This is a genomic window from Hymenobacter psychrophilus, from assembly GCF_900107135.1.
GTDB lineage: Bacteria > Bacteroidota > Bacteroidia > Cytophagales > Hymenobacteraceae > Hymenobacter > Hymenobacter psychrophilus.
The window spans coordinates 13,483-26,759 of record NZ_FNOV01000017.1 but is presented as its reverse complement, the minus strand read 5'-3'; the positions used below and the strand labels follow the sequence as shown (position 1 = coordinate 26,759).

The following is a 13,277-nucleotide window of genomic DNA, read 5'->3' as shown; positions in this document are numbered from 1 at the left end:
TAAATTAAGTAGAATATTATTGAAATGCTTATTATTTTTTTGTTGTCGTTGATTATGGTGATTAAAAATTAAAATGAAATTTAGTTGGATATAAAATAAATAATGAAGCAATAAAATTATTTTTTTAATGCATGAATTGGCACCTCGTGCCAGTCGTTAACTGTAAGACCGATGTTTCTTTCCTACCTGAAAATTGCCTGGAAGGTGCTGCTGCGGCGCAAGTTTTTCACCTTCATCAGCCTGTTCGGCATCTCATTTACCCTCATGATGCTGGTGGTGCTGTACGCGCTGTTTGATAACGCCGTGGGCCCGGCCCGGCCCGAGCTGCGTACCGACCGGCTGCTGTTCATCAACCGCATGATACTGCGCGGACCCCAGTCGCAGAGTGCTTCCAGTGTGGGCTACGACTTTCTCAACCGCTACGTCCGGACTTTGCGCACGCCGGAAAAGGTGGCGGTGAGCGAGCGGGGCTCCATCAACATTACGCTGTACGTGGGGAAGCAAGTGGTGAAAGTGGACCGCTGCTACACCGATGGCAACTACTGGTCGGTGCTCGACTTCGACTTCGTGGCCGGCCGGCCCTACAACGGGGCCGAGGTGCGCGACGCGGCCCACGTGCTCGTGCTCAACGAAACGGTGGCCCGCCGCAGTTTCGGGTCGGCGGCCGCCGCCGTGGGCCGGGCCGTGCAGCTCGAAGGCCAGCCCTACCAAGTGCTGGGCGTGGTGCGCGACGTCCCCACCTCGCGCGAGCTGACCTACGCCGAGTGCTGGCTGCCCGTAACCACCACTACCGCCGACCTGCGCGACCCCAGCTACATGGGCGACTACCAGGCCATCGTGCTGGCCCGCCAGGCCGCCGATGTGCCCGCCATTCAAGCCGAGTACCAGCAGGTGCTGGCCCGCCTGCCCATCCCCGAGCCCGAGCAGTACCGGGAAATCAAGTCCTACGCCCGCACGCTGCTGGCCCACTACATGGCCAACCACAACAACGCCGCCGGACAAGACGGCGACGCGGCCAGCTTCTGGCGGCAGTGGGTGGGGTTGGGGCTACTGTTTATGCTGCTGCCGGCCCTCAATCTGGTCAATATCAACGTGAGCCGCACGCTGGAGCGGGCCGCCGAAATTGGGGTGCGCAAGGCCTTTGGGGCCACGGCCGGCACGCTTATCCGGCAGTTTCTGGTCGAAAACCTCTTCCTGACGCTGCTGGGCGGGCTGCTGGGGCTGGCGCTGGCGGCGCTGGTGCTGTACTCGCTCAACGAGAGCCACTTCATCCCCTACGCCCATTTAGGGCTGAATGGGCGCGTATTTGGCGTAGGACTGCTGCTGGCCCTGCTGTTCGGAGTGCTGTCGGGCGTGTACCCGGCCTACAAAATGTCGAAACTACCGGCCAACCAGGCCCTGAAAGGAGGAATTGCCTTATGATTCGCCACCTGTTTACGCTGATGTGGAACCGCCGCCGGGCCAACGCCCTGCTGGTCGTCGAGATATTTCTGGCCTTTGTGGTGCTGTTTGCCGTCGGTACCATTGGCACCAACCTGTGGGCCAACTACCGGCAGCCGCTGGGCTTCGAGTATGCCGAGGTGTGGCAGCTCAACTTCACGACCGGCGCCCAGCCCCGGGCCGAGCAATTTGGCACCTCGCGCCAACTCATGGCCCAAATCAGGGCCAACCCACAGGTGGCGGGCGCGGCCCTGACGGCCGCCAACACGCCCTTCTCGTTCAACGACAGCCAGACCCGGCTGGATTTTGTTGACCCGCGCGACTCGACCCGGCGGCCCATTGGGCCCATTAACGCCTACGTGGTGGGGCCGGAGCTACGCGAGGTAATGGGGCTGGAATTGGTGGCCGGCCGCTGGTTCGGCCCGGCCGACGCGGTGGCCGGCAGCCAGCTGCCGGTAGTAATTGACGAGCGGATGCAGCGGGCCATGTACCCCGATGGCACTTCTGCGCTGGGTGGCCAGCTGGGGGGGCGCGACGAGCCAACCAGGCGCGTGGTTGGTGTGGTGCGGGCCTACCGCACCGATGGCGAGCTGCAGGAACCGCTGCCCTCCATCTTCCAGGCCATTCAGCCGGAAGACACGCTGTTTCTGGCCCAGTCGGTGCTGCTACGCGTGAAGCCGGGCAGCGGGGCGGCCCTCGAAAAGCAACTCACCGACGACGTGCGCCGCATCGGGCCCGGCTGGTCGGGCACCATCCGCACCCTCTCGGAGATGCATACCGTGCAGATGAAGACGCGCCTGACCAAGCCGTTGCTGCTGGGGGCCATGAGCGTGTTTCTGCTGCTGAATGTGGCGCTGGGGCTGTTCGGCGTGCTGTGGCTCAACATCAGCCGGCGGCGGGGCGAGCTGGGCGTGCGCCGGGCAATGGGAGCCACGGCCGGTGGCATCAGCCGGCAGGTGCTGGGCGAAATCCTGGTCGTGACTACCTTCGGGCTGGTGCTGGGGCTGCTGGTGGCGGTGCAGTTTCCGCTGCTTTCGGTGCAGAACGTGCGGCCCGAGGTTTACTTTACGGCCATGCTGCTGGCGGCCGGGGCGCTTTACTTGCTGGCTACAGTGTGCGCGCTGTACCCGAGCCGGCTGGCCGCCGGCATCCGGCCGGCCGTGGCCCTGCGCGAGGAGTAAGACATTTTCACTTGCCGAAAGCAGGCAAAATGGGCCCGTTGCCTGGTCCTGCCAAATCATGTTTATTCGCTGTTCCTGATGTTCTGTAACTCCTTGCCTCGTCTTTTTGCAACCTGGCTCGTACTGGGCCTGCCGCTTGTGGGCGCGGCGCAAAGTGCCCAAACTGCCAAAATTCAGGTGATGGTAGTAGGCTCCGACCACCTCAGTCAGCTCTATAACAAGCAGCCCGAATCGGATGTCTTCAGCCCCAAAAAGCAGGCGGAGCTGGCCAAGGTACGGGTGCAACTGGCCAAATTCCGGCCCGACGTTATTCTGGTGGAAGCCGAAGCCAAGGAGCAGCCGCAACTAGACAGCCTGTACGCGCTGTACCGGCAAGGCAGCCTGCGGCTGGAAGACCTGCCAACCGGCCGGAGCGAGCGGTACCAGATTGGTTTCAAGCTGGCCCACCAGCTCGGGCTGCCCAGCCCCAAAGGCGTGGATTACTACGCCGCCACCTCGCAAAGCCTGCTGAGTAGCGGCACCAATATCGAAGCCTTTACCCAAGATCTGCGGTTGCTCCAGACGACGGTCCGGCCGCTGAAAGCCCTGGTGCAGAAGGACAGTCTTTCGCTGTACGACTACCTGGCACTGGCCAACCAGCCCGCCCTGGTGGGGCTAATGCACCGTATGCAGTTCAATACACCGGCGCTGGTAATGAACGGCAGTTTTTCGGCCAGCGGCACCAATACCAATGATTTAGGCAGCGTCGATACCGAGTATATCGGGGCCCATTACATCACGTTGTTCTACAACCGCAACCTCAAAATCTATTCGAATATCCTGCGGGCCCAGCAGCAAACCCAGGGCAAACGGGTAATGGCCTTATTTGGCGTGGCCCACGTGGGGGTGCTGGAAGAATTGCTGGCCGTTAATCCGGCCTACGAGGTGGTACACGCTGCCAACTATCTAAAAACCAACAAAATGAAGCTCCTGCGCCCGCATAAATAGGGCCGGTTATCAACCTCCCCCTGCCTCCGCGAACCTGCGCGAGAAAACAACGTCCGAACACCCAGGCAACTAAATACAGCTACCAAACATCTGCCGCTTTATCTGCCATCTTTACCCCCTTTCCTATGAGAAACATCCTCTCCATCTTCGCCCTGTGGCTGCTGGCCCTGGTGCCCGCCCTGGCCCAATCAACCACCGAAACCCGCAAGCTGGCTTCCTTCCAGGCCATTGAGGTCAGCAACGGTATCGAACTGAACCTGACGGCCGGCCCGGCCCAGCGGGTAGAGGCCACGGCCGAAACGGCGGAACTGCTGGCCCGTCTCAAAACCGAAGTCCGTAACGGTGTGCTCGTGGTGTCCTTCGAGCGGGAGCAGAGCGAGCAGTTCGGCCGCAAGAGCTCGGTCCGCAACCTGCGGGTGGAAGTATCGGCCCCCGTCATCAGTAAGCTCGACGGCAGCAGCGGCGCCCAACTCACCGTGCCTGGCCCCTACGCTACCGATAAGCTGGCCGTTGATCTGTCGTCGGGGGCGTCGCTGGTAGCCGATTTCCGGGCCGCCGCGCTGTACCTTGATTTAACTAGCGGCAGCGTAGCCACACTCACCGGGCAAGTAGAAATGTTACAGGTGCACGTCACAAGCGGGGGCGTATTCAAGGGCCGTACCTTACAAGTAGCTACCTGCGAGGCCGCGGCAACCAGCGGCGGAAATATTGCCGTGAACGTGCAAAAAAATCTCGTGGCCAGTGCTACGAGCGGGGGCGGCATCAGCTACAGCGGTTCACCCAACGTAAGCAAAAGCACCAGCAGCGGCGGCAGCGTCCGGAGCCGGTAGCTGCTTTTAAGGGCGACGAGAACAGTCCGTAGAAGGCCTGGGGCCTAGCTAAACACCAACTATGATTTTACTCGTTGACGACGATGTAGCCGTCCGCACCTCGCTGGGCCTGCTGCTGAAGCAAGCCGGCTACCAGACCCAGGCCGTGCCTGGCGCGGCCGAGGCCCTGGCCGCTGCCGAAGCCACGCCGCCCCGGCTGGTGCTGCTGGATATGAACTTCGCGCTCGAAACCAGTGGGGCCGATGGATTACGGCTGCTGACCGAGTTTAAGCGGCGCTGGCCCGCGCTGCCGGTGGTGCTGCTGACGGGTTGGGGCAGTATTGCGCTGGCCGTGGAGGGCATGAAGGCCGGGGCCGCCGAGTTTCTGACCAAGCCCTGGAGCAACGAGCATCTGCTGAGCACCATCAAAACGGTGCTGGCCCTGCACGCGCCCGCACCCGCCGCCGAAAGCGTCCTGAACCGCCGCCAGCTCGATGCCCGCCACGATTTTGCTGCCATTGTCGGGCAGGATGCGGGCCTGTTGCACGTACTGCGGCAGGTGGGCCAGGTGGCGGCCACCGACGCCTCGGTGCTCATTGAGGGCGAGTCGGGCACGGGTAAGGAGCTGATTGCCGAGGCCCTGCACCGCAACAGTGCCCGCCGCCGCCAGCCGTTTGTGAAGGTGAACCTGGGCGGTATTTCGGCTTCGCTGTTTGAAAGCGAGCTGTTTGGCCACCGCCGCGGGGCTTTCACCGATGCCAAAGCCGACCGCGTGGGCCGGTTCGAGCTGGCCCAGGGCGGTACCATTTTTCTGGATGAAATCGGCGAGCTGGACCTGTCGTCGCAAGTAAAGCTGCTGCGGGTGCTCCAAGACCGCACCTACGAAGTGCTCGGCGACAGCAAGCCCCGCCGCCTCGACATTCGGGTGGTATGCGCCACCAACCGGCGGCTGGCCGAGGAGGTGCGGGCCGGCCGCTTCCGCGAAGACCTGTTCTACCGCATCAATCTGCTGACACTGCGCCTGCCCGCTTTGCGTGAGCGGCCCCAGGATATTGGCCTGCTGGTGCGCCATTTTGTGGAGCAGCTGCGTACCACCTACCAGCGCCCGGCGCTGCAGGTGGGCACCCGCGCGCTGCACTGGCTGCAGGAGCAGCCGCTGCCCGGCAACATCCGCGAACTGAAAAACGCGGTGGAGCGCGCCGTGCTGATTTCAGGCCACGACGAGCTGCTGCCCGAAGATTTCCAGGCTCAGACGGCCTCACTATCCCCTTCGTCTGCAGTGGCCCATGAGCTGCCTGCCCCCGGCACCATGACCCTGGAAGAGCTGGAAGAACAAATGATTCGGCAGAGCCTGGCGCATTATGAGGGCAATATCAGCCGCGTGGCCCGGGCGCTGGGCCTGAGCCGCGGGGCGCTGTATCGGCGGCTGGAGAAATACAGTATTCCTTTTGATGCGTAAAGCGTCGCTGCCGGAATGCACACCAACTCCCCTTACTTCTTAGCCTCATGAAGTACCTGCAGTTTCTCTGGTGCCTGCTCGTGGCCGGGTCTGCCTGGGCGCAGGGCCCCGCCGTTGGCCTGGTTGCTTCCGGCTCCGGTCCGGCCGTTAGCGTCGAAGTCGGCCAGGTGCATAGCCTGGTGCGGTTTGTGGAGACGCTGGCGGGGGGTAGCGGGGGCCATGCGGGCTCCCGGCGGGCTTTCGAGAAAAGCCGGTTCAACACGCCTGCTGCCCGCCGCTGGCTGCGCCACTACCAGAGCCTCGATTACGAGCCTGGCTTCGACCGGGAGGGCTACCCGACGGGCCGGCTGGGGAGCGTGGGCTCCACTGTGCCAGCCTACCTGGCCGCCAGCGCCGATGCCCAGGACCTGGCCGACTTGCAGCGCCGCACCGTGGGCCTGCTGCCCAACGAGGTGCTGGTGAGCCTCGACAGCGTGTACCGTTACTTCCTGCCCGCCTTCGATACGCTGGCCTGGCAGCCCCACGCCGCCGAGCTGCGGCAGCTGCGCACGGCCTACGCGCAGTACGTAGGCCAGCAGCAGCTGATGCGCAAGTTTGGCCAGCTCCGCACTTTCTATGGCAGCGTGTGGCCCGATGCCTTGCCCTACCGCATCCAACTCAATCCGCAATTAGATGCGGGCAATGATTTTACCAACCACGCCTGGGTGAGCGGCAACCTGGTGCTGCTCGACTGCCACCCGGCTTCGCGCGACTTTGTGGGCGGCTCGGCCGTCGTATTTCACGAGATGAGCCACTCGCTCTCGGCACAACAGCAGCGGGGCTTGCAGCAGCAGCTGGAGCGCTGGTATTTGGGCAGTGCATCGCCCAACCGCCGCTACGCTTATAACCTGATGGAGGAGGCGCTGGCCACGGTGGCCGGCGAGTGGATTTATGCCCAGCAAACCGGCCGGCCCGAAACCGGCGAATGGTACAATGACGACTACATCAACCGCTACGCCCACGCCCTTTACCCATTGATGACGGGCTACGTGGAGCGCGGCCAGCCCATCGACAGCCTCTTCGTGCAGCAGGCCATCAGTGCCTTCGACCAGGTTTTTCCGCGGGCGGCCACCGAATATGTCAACCTGTTTCGCAACGTGCTTTACTGGACCAATGCCGCAGATTATAACGCTGCCATCCTGGCATTTCGCAACCAGTTCAGGAGCAACTACACCCGCACCCTGACCCCCATTCTGGCCTCATCTGAAGGCGCGAAAATGGCCCAAAGCGGCGAGTCGCTCCCCGTTATTATCGTAACGCGGGAGCACAAGGCCACGCTCAGGTACCTGCGCCAACAGCTGCCGGCGCTGCAGGCGGTACGCCTGCGGCCGGAGCAGAATTTCGTGCTGAGTATCCTTGGCCCGAACGGACCGGTTATTCTGGTGAACATGCACGAGGAAAAGCAGTTGAGCGCTGCGGCCGAACGACTAAGGCAGCAGGGGCACCTGGAGGCAAAACGGCCGCTGTTGCTGTTAAAATAACTGCCTGGTGGCTTCCGCTTCTGCCTATGTCCCTGCGTCTTAAGTTCATTCTCTTTGTCGTGCTGATTCACACGGTGCTTATTGCGCTGGCGGCGCAGTTTCGCACCACCAATGCTGCGCTGTTCGTGGTGTTGGAAGTCGTGCTGCTGGTCAGTATCTGGCTCACGGTGCAGCTGTACCGGGGCTTCGTGCGGCCGTTCGAGCTGATTGCGGCGGGCACGGCGGCCATGCAGGCCCAGGATTTCTCGCTCAAGTTCGTGCCCGTGGGCCAGCGTGAGATGGACCAGCTCATTGAGGTGTACAACCAGATGCTCGATGCGCTACGCCGCGAACGGGTGAGCCAGCACGAGAAAAGCCACCTGCTCGAACGTCTCATTCAGGCCTCGCCGGCGGGGGTGCTGTTGCTCTCGTTTGAGGGCGAGATGGTGGGCGTGAACCCGGCCGCCGAGCGGCTGCTGGGCCGGCCCGCGGCCGAGCTGCTGGGCCAGCGCCCCGCCGCGTTGCCCGGCGAGTGGGGCGCGGCGTTGGGTCGCCTGCGCGAAACCGAGCCCCAGGTGGTGCGCCTCTCGGGCCTGCAAACTTACCGCGCCAGCTGCTCGCACTTTCTGGACAGAGGCTTTTCGCGCCGGTTCATTGTGCTCGAAGAACTGACCCGCGAGCTGATGCAGCAGGAAAAGCAGGCCTACGAGCAGCTTATCCGCATGATGTCGCACGAAGTCAACAACTCCATCGGGGCCATCAACTCGCTGCTGCACAGCTTTAAGCACTACGCCCCCCAGCTCACGGCCGCCGACCAGCCCGATTTCCGCGAGGCGCTCGACGTTTCCATCCAGCGCAACACCAACCTGGTCGAGTTCACGGCCGGCTTTGCCCACCTCGTGCGCCTGCCGCCTCCGCGCCCCCAACCCACCGACGTGCATGCGCTGCTGCGCCACTTAGCCCGGCTGCTGCACCTGCCCGCCCAGGCCCGCCACATCAGCTGGCACTCGGCGCTGGCCGAAGGGCCGCTGCGTATCAACCTCGATGCCCAGCAGCTGGAACAGGTGCTGCTGAACATCGGCAAAAATGCCCTTGAAGCCTGCCCCGAAAACGGCAACGTGTGGGTGCGCACAACGTTGCAGCCGCCCGGCCTGGTTATCGAAAACGATGGCCCCGGCCTGAGCCCCGAAGTGCAGCGCCGCCTGTTCACGCCCTTCTTCAGCACCAAGCGCGACGGCCAGGGCATCGGCCTGCTGCTCACCCGCGACATTCTGCTTCAGCACGGCTTCCGCTTCAGCCTGGAAACCGGCCAGAATGGCCGGACGGCCTTTACGGTGTGGTTTTGAAGTGGCAGCATAAGTGGTGCTCCTGTCTCGCCACTTCATTCCCTTATCCCCCTGTTATCTTTACGGCATGAAAGTCATTGACACCAACGACGAAGGCCTGCGCACGCTGATTCATGATTATCCGCGGGTGATTGCCAAGTTTACGGCGGAGGATTGCGCTATTTGTAAGCTGCTGGCCCCGCCTTTTATCAACTTTGCGCTCGAAGAAGAGTACCAAAACACGCTGTTTCTGCGCCTGGATGTAAACGAAAACCCGGTGGCCCGCAAGCTGATGGAAACCCGCGTGGCCCCTTTCTTCGTGTCGTACTGCCGCGGCCGCCTCTCCGAGTGCGACACCCTGACGACCGAGGAAGGAGTGAAGGCCATGCTCCAAAGCCTGCAAACCTGTACCGATACCCAATAAGGTAAAGCGCACCTTCGCTGCGGCTGATGTTCTTTCTTCTCTCCAAACTTCTCGACTTCCTGCTTTCGCCCGCCCTCTGGATAACGGGCCTGCTGCTGGCTGGTTTGCTGTGGCGGAAGCGCCAACTGCTGTGGGCCGCTACGGGGCTGCTGCTGTTTTTCACCAATTCGTTTCTGGCCAACGAGGCGCTCTTGGCCTGGGAGCGGCCGCCCGTTACGCTCCAACAACTCGGTACCGGCTATGACGCTGGTATCCTGCTCACGGGCATCACCGACGTGCACAAGTCGCCCCACGACCGGGTATACCTGAGCGCGGGCGCCGACCGGCTGGTGCATACACTCTGGCTCTATCGGGCCGGCCGCATTCGCCACATCATCATATCGGGCGGTTCGGGCGCCGCCTTCGATTCGGTCGCCCACACCGAGGCTGCCGACCTTGGTACTCTGTTGCGCCTGGCCGGGGTACCCTCGCGGCACATTCTGCTGGAAACCCGCAGCCGCAATACCCGCGAAAATGCCGTGTTCACCCAGGAGTTACTGGCACAGCATCCCGAAATCCGGCGCACGGTGCTCATCACGTCGGCTTTCCACATGCGCCGGGCGGCGGGCTGCTTTGCCAAAGCCGGTCTGCATCCGGCGCCCTTCCCGGCGGCCTACTATTCCGTCGACCGCCGCTACACGCCCGCGTCCCTGCTGCTGCCTTCCGAAGAGCCCCTGCGCCTGTGGGGCGTGCTGCTGCACGAAATGGCCGGCTACGTGGTGTATAAGGTGCTGGGGTATTTGTGAGTGAACAAGGGGATGCGCGAACGTACAACACCTTCTGTGTTGTACGTTCGCGCATTCTGCTATTCCACCTTCTTATCCTGCGTAGCCTCTTCCTGAGCAATCCAGATGGATTTCTGGTTGACGAACTCGCGGATGCCCAGGTGCGACAGCTCGCGGCCATAACCCGATTTCTTGATGCCGCCGAAGGGCATTTCGGGGGCCGACTTGACGAGGCTGTTGACAAACACAGCCCCGGCCTGTACCTGGCGGGCCAGTTGCTCGCCGCGCTTCACGTCGCGGGTCCAGACGGAGCCGCCCAGGCCGAAGCGCGAGTCGTTGGCCAGTCGGATGGCGTCTTCGGCGTCGCGGGCTTCAAGCACCAGGGCCACGGGGCCGAAGAACTCCTCGGAGTAGGCGCGCTGGCCGGGTTGCACATTGCTCAGGATAACGGGCGCAAAGTGGGCACTGCCGCCTTTGGGCTGCCCGCCCGCTAACTCGATTTTGGCGCCCTGCTTTACGGAATCTTCTACCTGTTCGGTTAGTTCGTCGGCCAGGTCGGGGCGGGCCAGCGGGCCGTAGTCGGTACCCTCGGCCAGCGGGTCGCCGTAGCGCAAAGCCTGCAGGTGCCCCTTCAGCAGGGCAATGAACTCCTTGATAACCGGCTTTTCGACGATGAAGCGCTTGGCCGCAATGCAGCTCTGGCCGGCATTAATCATGCGGGCCTGGGCGGCGGTTTTGGCGGCCAGCGGCAGGTTGGCATCGGCCAGCACTACGAAGGCGTCGGAGCCACCCAGCTCCAGCACGGTTTTTTTGATGTGGTGGCCGGCGGTAGCGGCAACGGCAGCCCCGGCCGGCTCCGAGCCGGTCAGCGTCACGGCCACCACGCGGTCATCGGCAATCAGCTGCTCCACCAAATCGGAGCCGATGAGCAGCGTGCGGAAGGTGGCCGGCGGAAAACCCGCATCGTGGAAGATTTTTTCGAGCGCCAGTGCGCACTGCGGCACGTTAGAAGCGTGCTTGAGCAGGCCCACGTTGCCGGCCATCAGGGCGGGAGCGGCAAAGCGCACCACCTGCCAGAACGGGAAGTTCCAGGGCATTACGGCCAGCACGGCGCCCAGCGGCTCGTAGGCAATGTAGCTGCGTTGCGCCTCGGTTTCAATAGCTTCATCGGCCAGAAATCCGGCGGCCCGGTCGGCGTAGAAGTCGCAGCACAGGGCGCATTTGTTGGCCTCGGCGCGGCCATCGGCCAGGGGTTTGCCCATTTCCACGGCCATGAGACGGGCCAGCTCATCGGCCCGCTCGCGCAATAAGTCGGCGGCCCGGTGCATTAACTTGGTGCGGTGGGCAAAGTCGGTGGTACGCCAGGTGGCGAAGGCTGTGTGCGCTTCGGCTAGGATGCGCTCGGTTTTGTCCCAGCTGAAGGCGTCGAACTGCCGCTCGGTGCGGCCGGTGTACGGATTTACGGATGCTATAGGCATGTAAGCAGAACAGTAGAGTGGGGGAGGAGAAGGCCAGCCGCCGCAAGAAAGCGGGCCGGTGCGGGTAAAATCAAATGTGGTAAGGTGTTGATAAGTAGGCGAATGACATGCGAAGCTACCAGCGGTTATACGCAGCCCGTGACCCAGGCAGATAGGCAACTTCACGGGCGGGCGGGGCGTATTGCTACTAAAACAAAGCCCAGCCGTGCGGGTATAGTACTTTTTAAGCCTTCGGGCCGTCAAAGTATCGGTTTATACCGTACTTTCGTTTCATCTGCCGGACAGGCTGTGCTACGCCTTTCCACCTCCCTTAGTTGCTGCTCGTGTCTGCTTCTCCCCCCGACTCTGTTGCCCTGGAAACCGAACTGCTGCTCGTGCAACGCCTGCGCGACCGGGATGAAGGGGCCATGACCATATTTTACGATAAGTACGCAGCCGCCCTCTACGGCGTGATTCTGCGCATCGTGAAGAAAGAAGAAACCGCCGAAGACGTGCTGCAGGAGGCGATGGTAAAAATCTGGCACTCCTTTTCCTCCTACGACGCCGGCAAAGGCCGTTTATTCACTTGGGTGATGAATGTGAGTCGCAATCTGGCCATCGATAAAATCCGCTCTAAGCAGTACCGCGTAGGTAGTCGCACGCAACCGCTGGAGGATAGCTCCGCGGCCATGCGTCTGGCCGCCGATTCATCTTTCCGGCCCGAACACATTGGTTTGCAGGAAATGACGCGGCAACTGAATCCGGACCAGCGCCAGATTGTCGACCTGCTTTATTTCGGCGGATTTACGCAAAGCGAAGTGGCAGAAGAACTCAACCTGCCCCTGGGAACGGTAAAAACCCGTGCCCGGGCGGCCATCAAAGTACTCTCTAAACTAGTCCGATAATGGAGGACGTGCAGCACTACATCGAATCGGGCATCCTCGAAGAATACGCCTTAGGCGTACTCAGCGCCGATGAACGCGCCGAAGTCGAGCGCGTGGCCCGGCAGGAACCGGCCGTGAGCCGCGAACTAGCCGCCGTCATTAACGGCCTCGATATCTACGCCGAAGCCCATGCCCTGGCACCGCCCGTCGGGATGCGCGAACGGGTTCTGCAGGCCTGGGAGAATTCCATCCGCGAAACCGGCCCTGCTACTACGTCCACCACGCCATCTGCACCGGTGGCGCCGGTAGGAGCGGCGCCGCACATGGCCGTAGCGCCCGCCGAGCCGGCCACCACTATGCCCGCCGCCGATGGTGGCGCCGTAGTGCGGCAGTTGCCCGCCGCCACCGATGCCGGGCGTATCCGCTGGCTGGTAGCGGCCTCCGTGGCGCTGCTGCTGATTAGCGGACTGGGCAACTATCTGCTCTATAATCGTTTGCAAAAAACCGAGAATTCGCTGGAGCTGGCCCAGGCCGAGCAGTCGCGCTACGCCACCACCCAACAAGCGGCCCTGAACGAGCGCGACCAGCAGTTGTCCATTCTGCGCAACCAGGCTTTCCGGTCCGTCGACCTGAAGGGCACGCCCAAAGCGCCCGACGCGCTGGCCCGCGTGTACTACAACGCCACCACCAAGGCCGTGTACGTAGATGTGCGCAACCTGCCCGAGCTGCCCGAAGGCAAGCAATACCAACTCTGGGCCCTCGATAATGGCCAGCCCGTAGATGCTGGTATGTTGAACACGGCTACGGCCACCGGCGATAGTATCCAGCAGATGAAAAACATTGCCAGCGCCCAGGCCTTTGCCCTGACGGTAGAGGACATCGGTGGCAAGCCTGCGCCCACCATGAGCACGCTCACCGTGATTGGTAATATTTAAGTCGGGCTAAAAAGTAAAAGATAAAAGGCCGGAGCCGATTTTCGTAGTTTGTTTGTTACTTGTCAGTAAACAGACGCTACGGATCAGCTTCGGCCTTTTATCTTTTACTTTTT

12 protein-coding genes are annotated in these 13,277 nt (G+C 62.2%); 11 read left to right on the top strand and 1 reads right to left on the bottom strand.

Translation table 11 applies throughout. The annotated features are described in order from the left end of the window. Positions 1-171 precede the first annotated feature (171 nt). The 9 genes from BLW21_RS19065 (at position 172) to BLW21_RS19025 (ending at position 9,909) form a co-directional block, all read left to right on the top strand. A complete protein-coding gene (locus BLW21_RS19065; RefSeq protein ID WP_092743392.1) occupies positions 172-1,422 on the top strand; it encodes an ABC transporter permease in 1,251 nt (416 codons plus the stop codon). Then, on the top strand, positions 1,419-2,621 hold the full coding sequence (locus BLW21_RS19060) for an FtsX-like permease family protein (RefSeq protein WP_092743391.1): 1,203 nt from the start codon (positions 1,419-1,421) through the stop codon (positions 2,619-2,621). Before BLW21_RS19065 ends, BLW21_RS19060 begins: the two co-directional genes overlap by 4 nt. Before the next feature lie 93 nt (positions 2,622-2,714). Beyond that, on the top strand, positions 2,715-3,608 hold the full coding sequence (locus BLW21_RS19055; protein ID WP_245711968.1) for a DUF5694 domain-containing protein: 894 nt from the start codon (positions 2,715-2,717) through the stop codon (positions 3,606-3,608). A 125-nt stretch (positions 3,609-3,733) separates the two neighbouring features. Further along, positions 3,734-4,438, top strand: a complete 705-nt coding sequence (locus tag BLW21_RS19050; RefSeq protein WP_092743389.1) for a head GIN domain-containing protein — start codon at positions 3,734-3,736, stop codon at positions 4,436-4,438. A gap of 61 nt (positions 4,439-4,499) precedes the next feature. Continuing rightward, positions 4,500-5,876: a sigma-54-dependent transcriptional regulator gene (locus BLW21_RS19045; RefSeq protein ID WP_092743387.1), complete on the top strand. Its 1,377-nt coding sequence runs from the start codon at positions 4,500-4,502 to the stop codon at positions 5,874-5,876. 47 nt (positions 5,877-5,923) lie between these two features. Beyond that, on the top strand, positions 5,924-7,396 hold the full coding sequence (locus tag BLW21_RS19040) for a hypothetical protein (RefSeq protein WP_092743385.1): 1,473 nt from the start codon (positions 5,924-5,926) through the stop codon (positions 7,394-7,396). Positions 7,397-7,422: 26 nt separating this feature from the next. After that, positions 7,423-8,721: a sensor histidine kinase gene (locus BLW21_RS19035; protein WP_092743383.1), complete on the top strand. Its 1,299-nt coding sequence runs from the start codon at positions 7,423-7,425 to the stop codon at positions 8,719-8,721. A 67-nt stretch (positions 8,722-8,788) separates the two neighbouring features. Continuing rightward, positions 8,789-9,124, top strand: a complete 336-nt coding sequence (locus BLW21_RS19030) for a thioredoxin family protein (protein WP_092743381.1) — start codon at positions 8,789-8,791, stop codon at positions 9,122-9,124. A 26-nt stretch (positions 9,125-9,150) separates the two neighbouring features. Then, positions 9,151-9,909, top strand: coding sequence for a YdcF family protein (locus BLW21_RS19025; protein ID WP_092743379.1), 759 nt, complete (start codon positions 9,151-9,153; stop codon positions 9,907-9,909). Between the two features lie 59 nt (positions 9,910-9,968). Here the strand turns inward: BLW21_RS19025 and BLW21_RS19020 are convergent, their stop codons facing one another. Further along, positions 9,969-11,366: an NAD-dependent succinate-semialdehyde dehydrogenase gene (locus tag BLW21_RS19020; protein ID WP_092743377.1), complete on the bottom strand. Its 1,398-nt coding sequence runs from the start codon at positions 11,364-11,366 to the stop codon at positions 9,969-9,971. A 323-nt stretch (positions 11,367-11,689) separates the two neighbouring features. On the opposite strand from BLW21_RS19020, the gene BLW21_RS19015 reads away from it, so the two are divergent. Next, the gene (locus BLW21_RS19015; RefSeq protein WP_317040246.1) at positions 11,690-12,250 is read left to right on the top strand and encodes an RNA polymerase sigma factor; all 561 of its coding nucleotides are present in this window, start codon (positions 11,690-11,692) and stop codon (positions 12,248-12,250) included. Continuing rightward, the gene (locus BLW21_RS19010; RefSeq protein WP_092743373.1) at positions 12,250-13,164 is read left to right on the top strand and encodes an anti-sigma factor; all 915 of its coding nucleotides are present in this window, start codon (positions 12,250-12,252) and stop codon (positions 13,162-13,164) included. The genes BLW21_RS19015 and BLW21_RS19010 overlap by 1 nt, the downstream gene beginning before the upstream one ends. Positions 13,165-13,277 lie beyond the last annotated feature (113 nt).